This is a genomic window from Rhizobium sp. 2MFCol3.1 (assembly GCF_000377565.1).
Classification (GTDB): Bacteria; Pseudomonadota; Alphaproteobacteria; order Rhizobiales; family Rhizobiaceae; genus Rhizobium.
The window spans coordinates 294,965-311,182 of sequence record NZ_KB898353.1 but is presented as its reverse complement, the minus strand read 5'-3'; the positions used below and the strand labels follow the sequence as shown (position 1 = coordinate 311,182).

The window sequence follows — 16,218 nt, the reverse complement described above, 5'->3', positions numbered from 1 at the left end:
CATCATTTAGCACACACCAATAAAGAATGCTCTGAAAAATTGTGTTTTGTTAAGTCTTGATTAACCATGTTAGCAAAGACTGAAGGCAATCAGGCGGCAGTTTCGCATTCAAAGTACTCGTCATGATTGTGTATTTTACACCCTTGCAATTGCACTTCCGCAGACTTCACCCATGTCAGACACCGTTGTCTGCGGTACAGGTTCGAGGAATGAATGAATGAAAATCCCTGTATTTCTGGTCGTTTCCGTCAGCTTGATCGCGAGCGGATGCACCGTTACGCCCAAACCGTTACCCCCTGAGGCACATGCAAATTTCGGCAAGGAGAGGCTTGCCCTTGCCACCGCCAATCAAGAGCCCATTTCAGACAGGGTAGACTTGTACGAGGCCATGGCGAGGGCCTTGAAGTACAACCTCGATACGAAGGTAGAGGTCATGCAGGCGGCGCTGAAATTACGGGAGGCGGATCTGGTGAGCTATTCCGCACTGCCTAAGATTGTAGCCGGCGCAGGCTATGCCGGCCGCAGCGAAGCGGACCCCACCGAGGCCTCTACTCGCGATGATAGTATTGTCACGGCCGACCTAACATCCTCGTGGAACATCCTCGATTTCGGCCTCTCCTATGTGCGCGCAAAGCAGGCGACCGACGAAGTGCTGGTTCAGGATGAGATGAAGCGGCGTATGGTCAACAAGGTGATCGAGGATGTCCGCACGGCCTATTGGCGCGCGGTGAGCTACCAGCGTCTCGTCGGCCGCATGCGCGCGCTGGAAGGCCGTGTCGCCCGCGCGCTTAAGGACACCCGCAATCTTTCGTCCAACGGCGAAACGTCGCCGCTTGTGGCGCTTACCTATGAGCGCGAACTGATCGAGGTCAAGCGCGAGGTGGAACTGCTGGAAGGCGAACTGCTGGTCGCCAAGACGCAGCTTTCCGCGCTGATGAACGTAAACCCCGGCACGGAATTCACGCTCGAGGTTCCCAAGCGCCGCGATACGCAGCTGAAGATCAGCTACACCTCGCAGGAGATGTTCAATATCGCCGCCACCAACCGCCCGGAGATGCGCGAAATCTCCTACCGGCTGCGAATCAACGAGCGCGAAGTGGATGCGGCGCTTCTCGACCTGCTGCCCGGCATCAACCTCTACGCTGGCCCGAACTACGATTCCAACGACTATATCGCCACCAACGACTGGGTGTCGTGGGGCGCCAAGGTCAGCTTCAATCTGATGAAGCTCGCGACACTGCCTGCGGTCAACAAGAAGATCGAGGCAGAAAAGCAGATGCTGGATACGCGCTCGCTTTCGGTGGCGATGGCTGTGATGACGCAGGTCCATATCAGCCGCGCGCGCTATGCCCACCTGAAGCATTCCTATTCGACGGCGGCCGCTCTCTCTAACGTCTCGCATCGGATCCTGACACAGGTGCGCACTGAAACGGACGCTCAGAAGACCAGCGAGCAGATGCTGATCCGCGAGGAGATGAACGCGCTACTGGCCGATGCAAAGCTTGATATGGCCTATGCCGACCTCCAGAACGCCTATGCGAACATCTACGCATCGCTCGGCATCGATCCGTTCCCGCAGACACTGCGCACCACCCAGCCCGTCAAGGAGATGGCTGGCCAATTGCGTGACATGTGGCTGGAGCGCGGTGAATTGAAGACAGACCTCGTTGCGGCCAAATAACCGCCGGCATGGGAGACCGTGATGAAGCACATAGCGGCATCCGTTCTGATGATACAACTTTTGGCCGGTGGCGCAGCTTACGCCGCCGGCAATGATGCGGCGGATGCCACGGCATCGCTGGAAGGGCTGCGCGGCATCGTCCGCGCCGCCGACGAAGCCTCCATATCGAGCGATCTCGGCTTCGCCATCGCCACCCTACCCTTCAAGGAAGGCGAGAGCTTCAACAAGGGCGACATCCTCGCCACCTTCGAATGCGGGGATATCCAGGCCCAGCTCAAATCCGCCGAAGCGGCGCTGGCGGCGGCCCAGATCGCCGTTGCCAACGATGAGCGGCTGGCGCGCTCGAATGCTGCCGGCAAGTTCGAGGTCGACATATCGCGCGCCAAGGCCAACCAGGCCGCGGGCGAGGCCGATGCGTATCGCAGCAAGCTTGGCCGCTGCACGATAAGGGCGCCCTTCGACGGCCGGATCGGCGCCATGCCCTCCCATGCACATGAAACCCCGGAACCGAGCCGCCCGATCATGCACATCGTCGCCAGCAACGACCTGCTGGTCGATGTGCTGGTGCCCTCCGTCTGGCTGCGCTGGCTGCGCGAAGGCGAAGTGTTTTCATTGAGCGTCGACGAAACGGCCAAGACCCTGCCGGTCGATATTATCCGCATCGGCGCGACCGTCGATCCGGTCAGCCAGACGGTCAAGGTGACCGGGCGTTTTTCTGGCCAGGCCACCGGCGTCCTGCCGGGGATGAGCGGCCCCACAGTGTTCAAAATCCCGAGTGAGTAGGCATACGCAGATGCAAGGTGTCGAAAAGCCAGTCAACGATCCCATCAAGCTTCAGCCACCGGCAGCGGCCGCCGCGCAGCACGCCTACGAACTGTTGCTCAGGATCGAAGCCGACGCGCGCCGTGTCGAAAGCGTCGGCGAACTGCGCTTTCTGATCGCCAACGAGACGATGAAGCTCACCAAGGCCAGGCAGATCTTCGTGCTGTCGGTATCGAAGGGTGTCTTCAAGGTCGAGACGGTGTCGTCGATCGGCGCGGTGGATCGAAACGCCCCGCGTATCCGCTTCGTCGAGGGCGTCATCAGGCAGCTGTCGCGCGAGGCAGGGCTCGCGAAGATCAAGGCCTTCACCCTCCCCGCCTATTGTCCGCCCGGCGAGATCGAGCAGGACAGCTATCCGTTCCGCTTCATGGCCTGGGTGCCGTTTCAGCTGCGCGACGGCCATATCTTCGCGGGCATGCTTTTGGCGCGCGAGACGCCGTGGCCGGAGGCGGACCTGCTGCTGGCCGAAAGGTTGGCCGAGACCTATTCCCACGCCTGGCGGGCGCTCAGCGGACCAAGACGCCTGAAGCGCAATCTGCCGATCAAGCCGCTGATTGGTACCGCCGCGTTGCTGGCAATAGCGGCAATGTTCATCCCCGTGCACATGACGGTGCTGGCGCCGAGCGAGGTGGTTCCGGTCGCGCCGGAGATCGTCGCGGCGCCACTCGACGGCGCGATCGAGGAGATCCTCGTCAATCCGAACGCAACCGTCGTCAAGGGACAGCCGCTCTTCAGGTTGGCCGATACAGCCCTTCGAAACGAGCTACGCGTCGCCGAGCAGGATGTGAAGGTGGCGCAGGCGAAGCTGATGCAGATCAGCCAACGCGCCATCGCCGACCCGGAAGCCCGGCGCGATCTGGCGGTCACCCGAAGCGAATTGAGCGTCGCATCGGCCAAGCGCGATTACGCGGCCGACATGCTGGCGCGCACGAGCGTGAAGGCTGAAACCGACGGCGTGGTCATCTTCACCGACAAGCGCGACTGGATCGGCCGGCCGGTATCGATCGGCGAACGCGTGATGGAAGTGGCCGACCCCAAGCGCGTTCAACTGCGCATCGACGTGCCGGTGGCTGATGCCATCGCGGTCGAGAACGGCGCTGTGGTCAGCGCCTTTCTGGATGCCGATCCGCTGCATCCAGTTGCGGCGAAAACGCTGTCCTCCTCCTTCGATCCGCAGATGATCGAGGGCAACATTCTGGCCTATCGCATCTATGCCGGATTTGACGCGGTGCCGGAGCGCGGTCTGCGTCTCGGTATTCGCGGGACGTCTCAGATCTTCGGCGAGAAAGTGCCGCTGGCCTATTATCTGTTCCGGCGGCCGATTGCCGCGATCAGGCAACGGCTGGGTCTATGAGCGTATCACCCTCGCCCGATCTCAGACTGCCGCCCCTGCGCGAGGATCTGCAGATCGTGCGCGGCGGCACCAGCCTGTCTGGCGAGCCGGTCTGGATCGTGCTCGATCCAGTCCGCAACCGCTTCTTCCGCATCACCTTCGAGATGTTCCAGCTGCTGACGCTCTGGAATTTCGCCCGCTCGCTGCGCGGTCTCATCCAGGCCGTGCAGGCGCAGTTCGGACGGCTTCCCGAGCAGGAGGAGATTTATGCCGCGATGCGGATGCTGGAGACGAGCTTCTTCGTGACCGAACCGGCGTCGGCGACCTGGCGCGCGCTTCATGCCAGCGCGACGCGCCGCCATTCGCTTTTCATGCGGCTGATCCACAACTACCTCTTCTTCCGCATTCCGCTGGTGCGGCCGGATCGCTTCATCCGCAAGACCGCGCCTTACATTACGGGGCTCTTCAGCCCGGCATTCCATGCGCTCACCATCTGCGCCGCGATTCTCGGCCTTTATCTGGTGTCCCGGCAATGGGATGCCTTTACCGGCACGTTTCCCTACATTTTCACGCTTGAGGGCATCGTGGTCTCGGTGATCTCGGTCGGCTTCATCAAGTCGATGCACGAGTTGGGCCACGCCTATGTCGCGCATCGCCATGGCTGCCGCGTTCCCACCATGGGTATCGCCTTCATGGTGCTGGTGCCGCTGCTCTACACCGACGTCAGTGATGCGTGGCGGCTGAAATCGCGTTTCGATCGGCTGAAGATCGATACGGCGGGCGTGCTGACCGAGATGCATATCGCCGTTTTCGCGCTGCTGCTCTGGGTGTTCCTCCCCGACGGGCCGTTTCGTTCCGCGGCTTTCGTCCTGGCGGCGACCGGCTGGGTGCTCAGCCTGATCGTCAACCTCAATCCCTTCATGCGCTTCGACGGCTATTACATCTTCGCCGATCTCCTCGGCGTCGAAAACCTGCAGCCGCGCGCCTTCCGGCATCTGCGTTGGCGGATCCGCAATCTACTATTCAACACCGGCGAGGAACGGCCCGATCGCTTCGGACCGAAGCTCGACGTGATCGTGACGCTCTATGCGATCGCCACGACGATCTACCGCCTGTTTCTCTATTTCGGCATCGCGCTCCTCGTCTATCACTTCACCATCAAGATCGTGGGCGTGATGCTGTTTGCCGTCGAGATCGGCTTTTTCATCCTTCGGCCGATCCTGTCCGAACTCCGGGAGTGGTGGACCATGCGCCATGACATCATCACGAGCAGACGCAGCTATCTGTCGCTGGCGATCTTCCTTGCCATCGTCGCACTGCTCTCGCTGCCGATCTTCAAGAGCGTCTCGGCCCCGGCGGCGCTCTATCCCAACGAGTTCACGCGGCTTTTCCCGATGGAGCCGGGAAAGATCGAGGCAATCGGGATCAAGCGCGGCGATGTCGTGAAGAAGAACGACGTACTGTTTTCCATCGTCCGCCCCGAGTTGCAGCAGGAACTTCGCACCACCGAGATCGAGGCCGAGCTGACACGCTACCGCCTAGCGCGCGTGCTGGCCGATCCGCAAAACCTCGTCGATCGCGGCATACTTCAATCGCAACTGGCCGCGCTCGAGGCCAAGCGTGATGGGCTGGCGCGCCGGCAGGCATCGCTCATCGTTCGCGCACCGTTCGATGGCACCGTGATCGACATCGATCCGCAGGTCCATCTCGGCCGTTGGATCAGCCGGAAGGACCAGCTCGGGACCATCGCCGGCGCATCCGGCATGGCGGCGCGCGGCTTTTTGTCCGGCGGCGACCGCGGCCGCCTCGACGTCGGCGCCACTGGCCACTTCATCCCTGACGATCTCACGCAGTCCTCGCTGCCCGTGCAGCTTACCTCCATCGCCTCGGCGGGCGCCTCCGAGATCGATATTCCGCAGCTAACCTCCGAGTATCACGGGGAGATCGCCGTTCATCCGCAGAACGCCCATGAACGTCTGCGCCTCAGCCCTGTTTCGGCACAGTATGCGATCACCGCCGAGGTATCCGGCAAGGCTTTGTCGGAGACCGTCAGAGGCGTGGTTGTATTGAACGGCAAAGGCGAAAGTATTGCCGGCCGTGTCTGGCGACAGGTTGTAAAAGTTCTCGTCCGGGAGGCCGGTGCCTGAGGTTTTGGTAATAACTGTGAAACCATTGCGGGCGTCAGCGCTTTATATCACAAACCGGGGATAGTATTCCGGGTGATCAACAGCGGAAAGGATGCGCAATGCGCCTGTTCAGGACGCGGACAACTCATCGTCACTCCATCTGGAAGCGCGACACGACCGGCCGGGCCTATGCCAGCCACGGCAGATTCCGGCTGACGATCAATGGCGCCAATGAAAATTGGTTCTACCGCGTATCCGACATGAACGGCGAGCTGCCCTCCGTCGACAGCAACCCCTTTACCAGCGAAGACGAAACGATGAAGGCCGCGCAGGCCGAGCTTGAGGACACCGCCGCCGAGCTACCGCTGCCGCCGGAATATTGATCTCGATATCAGAAAGGCAGGCGAGACGGCTTTAGCCGGTCGTGCCGGTCACAAGCCTTGCGATCGCCTCGGTGCTTCCGGGCTGCCCAAGCCAGATCATGGCCAGCCGATCACCGGTCTGCTTCGCCAGATACATATAATTATCCGCACGCTTGACAAAGGAAGCCGCGTCGTCCTCCGGCTGCAGAAGCGTGACGCCCATCGCAGCACCCAATTCCACAACCACACCTTCGACAGCGATCGGTTTGAAGATGCGATCCACCGCATCCTTGAGCGTAAGTTCCACGTCGTTCAGATGCGAAGGATCAACCTCGAGGAGAACGACGAACTCGTCGCCGCCGATGCGCGCGATGAAATCATTGGCGCGGAAGCTGTCACGGAAGCGGCTGGCGATGATCCTCAGCACCTCGTCGCCGGCGGCATGCCCCATCGTGTCGTTGACAGCCTTGAAGCCGTTGAAATCGATGAAGGCGAGCGCCAGGAGCTTGTCGGTCTCATCGCGCCGCTCGAGGTGCTCGGCCAGAACTTCATCGAAACAGGCGCGATTGGGCAGGCCCGACAGCGCATCGGTGCGCGCCGAAGCGCGGAGCGCAAGCTCGATCTCGTGTTGATGGCGAACGCGGGCGGAGACGTCGAGGATGACTTCGACATCGAAGGACACACCATCGATGACCGTGCGCTGCGCGGAGATCAGCGTTGGCAGGATCGTTCCGTCGGCGTGACGGATATCGACTTCCTCCAGCACATAGCCGCCGTCTTCGGCGAGCATGCGATGACGCCGATCGCGCGCCGGGCTGCTGATCGCGGCACCCTCAGCGATCAACGTTCTACCGCTGATATCCTCCCATTTCAGGCCCGTAAGCCTGAGATAGGCGTCGTTCACCTTGAGGTAGCTGGATGTCTCGGTGTCGCTGGTCGACACAGCCATGGCGATCGGTGCGAACTCGAACATTCGCATCAATATCGAAGTCAGGATCTCTGGTGGAAGTATCTCTTCGTCGGCCATACACGTGATCGCAACAAGTATGGCTGGTTGTGTAGCAGACGAAAGTTAAGCTCTTCTGACTTAAAATGCTAATTTACCAAACACATGGCAACGATGAATTCTCCGGTTCCGCGCGCGATAAAATCGGAGCCGCCGCTTTGCAACAGGTGTGATTACACCTATCTTGCGTCATCATCGTCAACGAACAAGGGCTCCTGTGTTTCTCGAAATTGGAATTGTGGTCTTGCTCACCATCCTGAATGGTGTGCTCGCCATGTCGGAATTGGCTGTCGTGTCTTCCAGGCCCGCCCGCCTCAAAGTTCTCGCCGATCACGGAAGCAGAGGAGCCGCACAAGCCATAAAACTTGCCGAGAACCCCGGCAGGTTCCTGTCGACCGTGCAGATCGGCATCACGCTCGTCGGCGTTCTCTCCGGCGCCTTCTCGGGCGCCACGCTCGGTAGCCGCCTGACGGCCTGGCTGCAGCTTCAGGGCATGTCGCCGACGGTGGCCGATGCCGTGGGCGTCGGCACCGTGGTCATCGCCATCACCTATCTGTCGCTGATCGTCGGCGAACTGGTGCCGAAGCAGATCGCGCTGCGGGAACCTGAAGCTGTGGCCGCAAAGGTCGCGCCCTCCATGGCGGTCCTGTCGAAGATGGCGCTACCGCTGGTCTGGCTGCTCGATGCTTCCGGCAAACTCGTGCTGAAGCTGCTCGGACAATCCGGTAAGGGCGGCGACAATGTCTCCGACGAGGAAATCAAGACGGTCCTCGCAGAAGCGCAATCCGCAGGCGTGATCGAGAGCGAGGAATCCGCCATGATCTCCGGCGTGATGCGGCTTGCCGACCGCACCGCGCGCGCGCTGATGACGCCGCGACGCGACGTCGAGATCATCGACGTGGACGACAGCCTGGAGGAGATCCGCGCCCAGCTGCACAACACCAAGCGCTCGCGCCTGCCGGTCAGAAAGGGCAGTTCGGACGAGGTGCTCGGCGTGCTTGCGGTCAAGGATTTCTACGACGCCATGTCCGTCGATGGCACCGCCGATCTGAAGGCGATCACACAGGACGTGCCGATCGTCTCCGATCTTTCCAATGCCATCAGCGTCATCCAGGCGATCCGGACGTCGCCCGTGCACATGGTGCTTGTCTTCGACGAGTACGGACACTTCGAAGGTGTCATTTCCTCCGGCGACATCATGGAAGCGATCATGGGCGCGCTGCAGGATGGCCCGACCGACGAACAGGCGATCGCGCGCCGCGACGACGGCTCCTATCTGGTGTCCGGCTGGACGCCGATCGACGAGTTCGCTGAATTCATGAGCCTGAAGCTTGGCGACGATCTCGAATACCAGACAGTCGCAGGTCTCGTTCTCGAGGAGCTGAAGCACCTTCCGGTGCTTGGCGAAAGCTTCACCAAGGATGGCTGGCGCTTCGAGGTCATCGACCTCGACGGGCGACGGATCGACAAGATCCTGGTCAGCTCGCTGGACACGCGCCAAACGGCCGACGTCGAGTAATCACTTCGGAAGACATGTCGCGAGCGGTATCCGGTCAGGATATCCGCTCGCGGCACAATGCCTAGCTCAGCGCTTCATGTCAGGGCAGACATACGGCACCTTGGCGACGCTGTAGCGGTGCTCGACCGTATCCTTGCCGGCTTTCACGCTCAGGGTCAGCTGGCTCGGCGACACCGATTTCACCTTCGCGGTGATTTTGGCGCCATCCTCGTCCCAGGTAACGGTATCGTGAGAAGTGCGGCTCCATTTGCGTAGCGCATATGTTTCCCAGCAGGAATCCATCAGCAGGCTGCCATCGGCCATGAACACCATCATCACGCCGGGCAGGCCGGATTGCGATTTGGTTTCGATCCACGCCCGACCGACAAGCGGGTCGGCGGCCGGCGCTTGGGCCGCCGCGATCGGCGCCACCATCGTTGCCGTCGTTCCCACGGCAATTGCCAACATCTTGTATAGATTATTCAATTCTCGCTCCTCCATTCTGGAATCATGTCCCAAGAGATAAGGATCGAAGCGACAGGATTGTGACCGTCGCGCGCTTTTCTTGCGGCCATGTCGCTTTGCGGGACGCTCGACAAACGGCCACCCGGCTGCGCGCGCCTTCCCCACCTTCCGCGCCGCGCCCGATCCGCCGAACGCCCAAGCAGTAAGGCCACGCGCGGTCCCACTGTCCCGATAATCCATTCCTCATAAACGATACGTTAGGAATCTGTTGACCATAATCGGCTGCAAAGCGACCTCGCCGATCGCAAGCATCCGGCCTTCGCACCCTTCAACAATGACGGAAGTCGTGTTCGTGTACCATGCAGTCTTTTCCGTTCCCGTGACCATGCTGGCCCTGGCTGTGTCGCTTGCCGCGCACCGAATGGTGATGATCGCCCTGATCATATTCGCGGCCATGGCCGGCGCCGCACAGGCGGCCGCCGACGACCGCGCGCTGAAACTCTATTTCACCCACACGGGAGAGCGGGCGACCATCGTCTTCAAGCGCAACGGCAAGTTCGATCCGAAGGGCCTGGCGCAGATCAACCGCTTCCTGCGCGACTGGCGCCGCAACGAACCGACCAAGATGGATCCGCGCCTGCTCGATCTGGTTTGGGAAGTGTACCAGCGCAGCGGCGCCAAGGAACCCATTCACGTCGTCTCCGCCTACCGCTCTCCGGCCACGAACAACATGCTGCGCACCCGCTCGCGGGTGACAGGTGTCGCCAAGAAGAGCCAGCATATGCTCGGCAAGGCGATGGACTTCTATATTCCGGGCGTAAAGCTCGCCACGCTGCGCGGCCTCGCCATGCAGATGCAGGTGGGCGGCGTCGGCTATTATCCGACGTCCGGCTCGCCTTTCGTGCATCTCGATGTGGGCAATGTTCGCGCCTGGCCGCGCATGTCGCGCATGGAATTGGCACGGCTCTTCCCAAGCGGCCGCACGCTGCATCTGCCGGCCGATGGCCGTGCCTTGCCCGGCTACGAGCTGGCGCTCGCCGACCAGAAGAAGCGCAATCGCCCTGTGGCAATCGAGACCATCCGCACGCCTGAGAGCGATGATGACGAAGGCGCTCCGGCACCCTCCCGCGCTCTCGTAACCGCAATGCTGCCTGTGCCGCAGACGCGTGCCGAACGCGGCCTCGAGCTTCAGCTTGCCCGGCCGACGCCGCGCGCCGACAACACCGATAGCAAGGTTCCTGACCTGGCCTCCCTCACCGTGCCGCTGCCGACTTTCAGGCCGGCGCTCGATGAAACCGTCACGGCAAGCGTTCCCACGCCCGCCGCGCCAGTCCTGCTCGCCACCGCCGTCACCGGCAAGGGATCGGCTGGCCAGCTGCTCTTCGCCCTCCACGCAGGCGGCTCGCTTGCCGGCGGGGCGGCAAAGCGCCCCGACATGACCGCGGTCGCTCCTCGGGAACCGCAGGTCGTATCGGCAGGCGTCGGCGCCATGTCCGGCAAGGCGCTGGTCGCTTGGGCCTTGCAGCCACCGGGTATGAAGATCGAGATGACCGCACCACGGCCATCAGGCATGCGCCTGACGACGCTCGAAGACGTCGGTCCGGCGATGGATAGCGACACCGACGAATTTGCCGAGGAGGAATTCGATGAGGACCGCTTCGCCCTAGACGGCTAAGGCGAGCCCTCAGCGGATACATTCACCAATCAGTATTGCGTGAAATCGCCGGTTTCCGATTGCAGCAACGTCAGCGGGTAACGGGCCGGATGGTGCACGAGCGCGGTCATGTTGACCGGCCGATTGCGATCGTCGAAGGCGATTTGGTCGACCGTCAGGACTGCCGCCGGCGGCGCGAGTTGCAGCAATCGCGCCTCGTCGTCGCCCGCCAGACGGGCGCTCAGCGTCGTCTGGCCACGTTTCGGAAATATGCCGTAGCGCTGGCGCAGCTCTTCATAGAGAGAGCGGTTGGCGATGCCCCAATCGAGATCGAGCAGCCCAGGCACACGCCCGGCCGGAATCCAGTCGGTCTGGATCACCGCCGGAATATCGTCGAGCAAACGCAGACGCGATAGCACCACGACCTCCGCGCCGGGGGCGAGAAAGAGCGGCCTGCTGACTTCGAGCGGTGCCCGCACGAGGCTTGCCTCGATCAGCTGGTGGCCCGGCGCACGACCATTGGCCAGCGCAATGCTGGTGAAGCTCTTCAGCACCTGAAGCTCGAAACCGTCGCCGCGTTCCGTGACATAGAGCCCCTTGCCGGGCTGGCTATGCACCACCCCCTGCTGGATGAGTTCGCGCACCGCGTGGCGAATGGTGATCCGGCTCACATCGTAGAGATCGACGAGTTCACGCTCTGAAGGCAGCTTGCCGCGCAGCGGCAGACGCCCGTCGCTGATTGCCGCCAGCAGCGCCTCATACACCTGTTTGTGCAGTGGCCGCGGGTCGTCGCGATCGATGACGCCGCGTGTTGCGATCAATGTGTCCTCGGTTTCGAGCGTCTTCAAATTCGATTTTCCCCGGGCCTTGGCCGCCTCTGCCAATGTCATCTTCAACGCAATTCTCTCGAAAGTCCATATTGACATAACTGGTCATAACCAGTCCTATTGATGGCAAGGAGCCAGAAGAGCCCCGACGATGCCGTGCATTATCACAATCAAGGGAACCCATCATGCTTAAGAAGAGCCTTGCCGCCCTCGCGTTCTCCGCCGCCCTCTGGAGCGGAACGGCCCACGCTGAGACGATTTCCGTATTTTGCGCGCCGACGGAATTCGAGCTGTGCACCAATGTCGCCAATGCCTGGAAGGAGAAGACGGGCAATGAAGCGAAGATCAACAAGATGCCGGCGCTGCTCGATGACGCGATCCCGATCTATCAGCAGCTGATTGCCGCAAAGTCGACCGACATCGACGTGCTTTTCCTCGACGTCATCTGGCTCGGCATGTTCAAAAACGGCCTTCTCGACCTGAAGACCGTCATCCCGCAGGCCGATCAGGACAAGCACTTCGCCTCGACGCTTAATGCCGCCAAGCTAGACGGCAATCTGGTCGCCATGCCTGCCTACATGGACGTCGGGCTGATGTTCTACCGCAAGGATCTACTCGAGAAATACGGCAAGCAGCCGCCGAAGACCTGGGATGAGCTGGCCGCCACGGCCAAGGAAATCCAGGACAAGGAGCGCGCCGACGGCAAGGGCGACATGTGGGGTTACGCCTGGCAGGCCAAGAGCTATGAAGGCCTGACCTGCGACGCGATCGAGCTTGTTGCATCGAATGGCGGCGGCACGATCATCTCCGACGATGGCAAGGTGACCATCGACAATCCGAAGGCCGCCGAAGCGATCGAGAAGGCCAAGGGCTGGATCGGCTCGATCAGCCCCGAGGGTACGCTGAACTATGACGAGGAAGCCTCTCGCGCCGTCTTCGAATCCGGCAACGCCGTATTCCACCGCAACTGGCCCTATGTCTGGGGCACGTCGCACAAGGAAGGCAGCGCAGTTGTCGACAAGGTCGGCGTCATGCCGCTGCCCGTCGGCATGGAAGGCCAGAAGTCGAGCGGATGCCTCGGCCCGATGTATTACGGCGTTTCGAAGTACAGCGCCAAGGCTGACGTCGCGGCGGATTTCGTGAACTTCATCACCGGCCCCGACATGCAGAAGAAGCGCGCGCTGCAGGATGCGGTCAATCCGTCGATCCCGGCGCTCTACACCGACCCGGACGTGCTGGCGAAGATCCCCTTCCTCAAGGACAACCAGCAGGCCTTCGCCGATAGCGCCGTGCGTCCCTCGGGCTATACCGGCACCAGCTACAACCGCGTGTCGCAGGCCTTCTATCGCTCCGTCCACGACATGCTGTCCGGCGGTGGCGATATCAAGTCCGGCCTGACCTCGCTCGCCGGGCGACTGGAAAAGCTCAAGGAAAGCCGTTGAGCCTCGACTGAACGCACGAGGGCAGGCCCATAGCGGTCTGCCCTCGTCTCGCGCATCGCAAATCGCCGCCGGCAAGGGGGCGAGCCTTTTATCGTGATCAAGTCCGGGTGAAAAATGGCATCGGTTTCGCTTGAATCCGTTTCGAAGAATTTTGGGACGCACACCGTCATTCAGGGCGTCGACCTCAGGATCAACGACGGCGAGTTCGTCGTCTTCGTCGGCCCTTCCGGCTGCGGCAAGTCAACGCTTCTGCGCATCGTCGCGGGCCTTGTCGCCGCATCCAAGGGTGTCGTGACGATCGGCGGCGAGGACGTAACCGATGTTCCGGCCTCGAGACGCGGCGTCGCCTTCGTCTTCCAGTCCTATGCGCTCTATCCGCATATGAGCGTCGCTCGCAACATCGGCTTCGCGCTGGAAACGCTGGGGATGGCCAAGGACGCAATCAGCCAGAAGGTTTTGTCGGTGGCGCGCATGCTCAAGGTCGACCACCTGATGGATCGCCGGCCGCGCGAACTCTCCGGCGGCCAGCGCCAGCGCGTGGCGATCGGCCGGGCACTGGTGCGCCAGCCGGAAATCTTCCTGTTCGACGAGCCGCTGTCCAACCTCGATTCCGACCTCCGGATGGAAATGCGCATGGAGATCGCCAAGCTCCATGACGACCTGAAGACGACGATGATCTACGTCACCCACGACCAATCCGAAGCGATGACGCTCGCCGACCGGATCGTCGTTCTGAACCACGGTCGCATCGAGCAGGTGGGAACGCCCCAGCAACTCTACCACGCCCCCGATAACCGCTTCGTCGCAAGCTTTATCGGCAGCCCCCGGATGAACTTCCTGGTCGTCTCGCCGAAGACAGGCGCGGACACCGGCACGATCGTCGGGCCCGGCAATCTATCGATCGCCATGGTCGCCACCAACCCCGCTGGCCCGATCGCCGAGATCGGCATCCGGCCTGAGGGACTGCGGCTTGTTGGCGCGAACGAAGGCCGCATCACCTGCACGCTGGAGCGCGTGGAAGACCTTGGCCACGAGCATTTCGCCTATTGCCGGATCACCGACGACACCGTCTGGGTGATCCGCGTCGCAAGAGCACCGGCGCATGATCTCATCGGCCAGCCTGTCGGCCTGGATTTCGCTGATGCCGCCGTTTTCGCCTTTACGGCAGACGGCAAGCGCGTTCTGCTCAGCCAGCCGGCCGGCGGACAGGCACAGGTGATCGAACCATGAGCGCCAAACTTGCCCGCCGCGATTACCGGGCCGCATGGCTGTTTCTGGTTCCCGTCATCGCCGTCATCCTGTTGGTCGCCGTTTGGCCGCTGAGCCGGACCTTCTTCTTCTCCTTCACCGACGCCTATCTCGACGACCCATCCGTCTATTCCATGGTCGGTCTCGACAACTTCATGGAGGTCATCAACGACCACAGCTGGTGGGTTGCAGTGAAGAACACGCTGGTGTTCACGATCATCTCGGTCGCAATCGAGACGGCGCTCGGGCTTGCGATCGCACTGCTGCTCAACGAGATGATCCCGGGCCGCGGCCTCGCGCGCGCCGCCATTCTGGTGCCGTGGGCCATTCCTGTCGTTGTCGCCACCAAGATCTGGGAATGGATGCTCAACGATCAGTTCGGCGTCATCAACAAGATCTTGACGGGCCTCGGCGTTGTGGATCACGGTATCGCCTGGACGGCCAGCAGCTCGCTGATCATGGGCGTCGTCATTTTCATCGACGTGTGGATGACCACGCCTTTCATGGTGCTGCTCATCCTCGCCGGTCTGCAGCTGATATCGCCGGAGATCTTCGAAGCCGCCGAAGTGGACGGCATCCCCGCCTGGAAGCGCTTCTGGTCGATCACCCTTCCGATGCTGCGCCCGGCCATCGGCGTCGCCGTTCTTTTCCGCGTTCTAGACGCGCTCAGAATGTTCGACCTTGCTTACGTTCTGGCTGCGAGCAACGAAAACGTCATGACCGTATCGATCTATGCCCGCGACCGGCTGATCAGCTTCCAGGAACTCGGCGTCGGCTCGGCTGCCTCGACCTGGGTCTTCCTGCTCGTCGCACTGGTCGCAATCATCATCATCGGGGTTCTTCGCCTCGACAAAGCGGCGGGGACCTGATCGATGGCCAATGCAATCGCACAAAAGGCGCTGCGCAAGCCCGCCGGCTACTATCGCATGAGACGGCGCGTCGTGCGCGGCCTGCAAATCTTCGCGCTGCTGCTCGTGCTCGTCTATACGCTGTTCCCATACTACTGGGCCTTCGTCTCCTCGACGAAGCAGGGTGCCGCGCTCTATCGCTCGGCCCTGATGCCGGCGCTGGATTTCACTTACTACCGGCAACTGATCGACAACCCGGTCTTCATGGGATCGCTGCTCAACTCGGCCTATGTCGCGATATCGACGACCTTTCTGTCGCTGATCATCGGGCTCTCGGCCGCCTATGCGCTCGGCCGCATCGAGTTTCCGCAGCGGCGCGCGATCCTGATGATCGTCCTGATGATCTCGATCTTCCCGCAGGTCGTGGTGCTCTCGGGCATGTTCGAGCTGATCAACTGGCTGGGGCTCTTCAATCGCCCAAGCGCGCTGATCCTCACCTATCTCCTGTCGACCGTGCCTTTCACGACGTGGATCCTCACCACCTTCATCCGCGAGTTTCCGCGCGAACTCGAAGAGGCCGCCATCATCGACGGCTGCTCGCACTTCCGCATCCTGATGAAGGTGCTTTTGCCGCTGATGGGACCGTCGCTCGCCAGTACCGGCATTCTCGCCTTCATCCTCGCCTGGAACGAGTTCCTGTTCGCGCTGACATTCACGCTGACCGACGAGAACCGCACCGTGCCGGTGGCGATCGGCCTGATCGCGGGCACCAGCCGCTATGAGTACCCGTTCGGGCAGATCATGGCGGCCTCGATCACCGTCACGCTCCCCCTCATTGCCGTCGTGCTTATCTTCCAGCGGCGGATCGTGGCGGGCCTCACCGCCGGCGCCGTCAAAGGCTGACAG

General features: G+C 61.7%; 14 protein-coding genes. 11 read left to right on the top strand and 3 right to left on the bottom strand.

Annotated elements, in window-relative coordinates; all coding sequences use genetic code 11:
* Positions 1-217: 217 nt before the first annotated feature.
* From D460_RS0101380 to D460_RS0101360, 5 genes are all read left to right on the top strand, one after another.
* Positions 218-1,681, top strand: coding sequence for a TolC family protein (locus D460_RS0101380; protein ID WP_026282674.1), 1,464 nt, complete (start codon positions 218-220; stop codon positions 1,679-1,681).
* Between the two features lie 21 nt (positions 1,682-1,702).
* Entirely contained in the window at positions 1,703-2,464 is a 762-nt protein-coding gene (locus D460_RS0101375; protein ID WP_018896695.1) for an efflux RND transporter periplasmic adaptor subunit, read from the top strand.
* Positions 2,465-2,474: 10 nt separating this feature from the next.
* Positions 2,475-3,857, top strand: coding sequence for an HlyD family efflux transporter periplasmic adaptor subunit (locus D460_RS0101370; RefSeq protein WP_018896694.1), 1,383 nt, complete (start codon positions 2,475-2,477; stop codon positions 3,855-3,857).
* Entirely contained in the window at positions 3,854-5,983 is a 2,130-nt protein-coding gene (locus tag D460_RS0101365; RefSeq protein WP_018896693.1) for an HlyD family efflux transporter periplasmic adaptor subunit, read from the top strand. The genes D460_RS0101370 and D460_RS0101365 overlap by 4 nt, the downstream gene beginning before the upstream one ends.
* A 98-nt stretch (positions 5,984-6,081) precedes the next feature.
* Positions 6,082-6,345, top strand: coding sequence for a hypothetical protein (locus D460_RS0101360; RefSeq protein WP_018896692.1), 264 nt, complete (start codon positions 6,082-6,084; stop codon positions 6,343-6,345).
* A gap of 31 nt (positions 6,346-6,376) precedes the next feature.
* On the opposite strand, the gene D460_RS0101355 is transcribed toward D460_RS0101360, so the two are convergent.
* Positions 6,377-7,297, bottom strand: coding sequence for a GGDEF domain-containing protein (locus D460_RS0101355; RefSeq protein ID WP_018896691.1), 921 nt, complete (start codon positions 7,295-7,297; stop codon positions 6,377-6,379).
* Between the two features lie 250 nt (positions 7,298-7,547).
* On the opposite strand from D460_RS0101355, the gene D460_RS0101350 reads away from it, so the two are divergent.
* Positions 7,548-8,849 (top strand): hemolysin family protein, encoded by a 1,302-nt coding sequence (locus D460_RS0101350; protein ID WP_026282673.1) that lies wholly within the window; start codon positions 7,548-7,550, stop codon positions 8,847-8,849.
* Between the two features lie 66 nt (positions 8,850-8,915).
* Here the strand turns inward: D460_RS0101350 and D460_RS0101345 are convergent, their stop codons facing one another.
* Complete coding sequence (locus D460_RS0101345) at positions 8,916-9,314, bottom strand: hypothetical protein (RefSeq protein WP_018896689.1); 399 nt, start codon at positions 9,312-9,314, stop codon at positions 8,916-8,918.
* A 325-nt stretch (positions 9,315-9,639) separates the two neighbouring features.
* Between D460_RS0101345 and D460_RS0101340 the strand changes: the two genes are divergently transcribed.
* On the top strand, positions 9,640-10,968 hold the full coding sequence (locus tag D460_RS0101340; protein WP_245267696.1) for a DUF882 domain-containing protein: 1,329 nt from the start codon (positions 9,640-9,642) through the stop codon (positions 10,966-10,968).
* A 29-nt stretch (positions 10,969-10,997) separates the two neighbouring features.
* Here D460_RS0101340 and D460_RS0101335 read toward each other — a convergent pair whose 3' ends face one another.
* On the bottom strand, positions 10,998-11,723 hold the full coding sequence (locus tag D460_RS0101335; protein WP_245267702.1) for a GntR family transcriptional regulator: 726 nt from the start codon (positions 11,721-11,723) through the stop codon (positions 10,998-11,000).
* A 236-nt stretch (positions 11,724-11,959) separates the two neighbouring features.
* On the opposite strand from D460_RS0101335, the gene D460_RS0101330 reads away from it, so the two are divergent.
* The 4 genes from D460_RS0101330 to D460_RS0101315 all read left to right on the top strand — a co-directional run bounded on the left by D460_RS0101330 (position 11,960) and on the right by D460_RS0101315 (position 16,215).
* Positions 11,960-13,216: an ABC transporter substrate-binding protein gene (locus D460_RS0101330; RefSeq protein ID WP_018896686.1), complete on the top strand. Its 1,257-nt coding sequence runs from the start codon at positions 11,960-11,962 to the stop codon at positions 13,214-13,216.
* Between the two features lie 114 nt (positions 13,217-13,330).
* On the top strand, positions 13,331-14,446 hold the full coding sequence (locus tag D460_RS0101325) for an ABC transporter ATP-binding protein (protein WP_018896685.1): 1,116 nt from the start codon (positions 13,331-13,333) through the stop codon (positions 14,444-14,446).
* Positions 14,443-15,333, top strand: coding sequence for a sugar ABC transporter permease (locus D460_RS0101320; protein WP_018896684.1), 891 nt, complete (start codon positions 14,443-14,445; stop codon positions 15,331-15,333). Before D460_RS0101325 ends, D460_RS0101320 begins: the two co-directional genes overlap by 4 nt.
* Positions 15,334-15,390: 57 nt before the next feature.
* Positions 15,391-16,215, top strand: a complete 825-nt coding sequence (locus tag D460_RS0101315; RefSeq protein WP_051110755.1) for a carbohydrate ABC transporter permease — start codon at positions 15,391-15,393, stop codon at positions 16,213-16,215.
* Positions 16,216-16,218 lie beyond the last annotated feature (3 nt).

Bases quoted from the DNA above. Each gene is read 5' to 3' on its own strand.
- D460_RS0101365 (WP_018896693.1), top strand. From the start codon at position 3,854: ATGAGCGTATCACCCTCGCCCGATCTCAGACTGCCGCCCCTGCGCGAG.
- D460_RS0101360 (WP_018896692.1), top strand. From the start codon at position 6,082: ATGCGCCTGTTCAGGACGCGGACAACTCATCGTCACTCCATCTGGAAG.
- D460_RS0101370 (WP_018896694.1), top strand. From the start codon at position 2,475: ATGCAAGGTGTCGAAAAGCCAGTCAACGATCCCATCAAGCTTCAGCCA.
- D460_RS0101355 (WP_018896691.1), bottom strand. From the start codon at position 7,297: ATGTTCGAGTTCGCACCGATCGCCATGGCTGTGTCGACCAGCGACACC.
- D460_RS0101380 (WP_026282674.1), top strand. From the start codon at position 218: ATGAAAATCCCTGTATTTCTGGTCGTTTCCGTCAGCTTGATCGCGAGC.
- D460_RS0101325 (WP_018896685.1), top strand. From the start codon at position 13,331: ATGGCATCGGTTTCGCTTGAATCCGTTTCGAAGAATTTTGGGACGCAC.
- D460_RS0101320 (WP_018896684.1), top strand. From the start codon at position 14,443: ATGAGCGCCAAACTTGCCCGCCGCGATTACCGGGCCGCATGGCTGTTT.
- D460_RS0101330 (WP_018896686.1), top strand. From the start codon at position 11,960: ATGCTTAAGAAGAGCCTTGCCGCCCTCGCGTTCTCCGCCGCCCTCTGG.
- D460_RS0101375 (WP_018896695.1), top strand. From the start codon at position 1,703: ATGAAGCACATAGCGGCATCCGTTCTGATGATACAACTTTTGGCCGGT.
- D460_RS0101315 (WP_051110755.1), top strand. From the start codon at position 15,391: ATGAGACGGCGCGTCGTGCGCGGCCTGCAAATCTTCGCGCTGCTGCTC.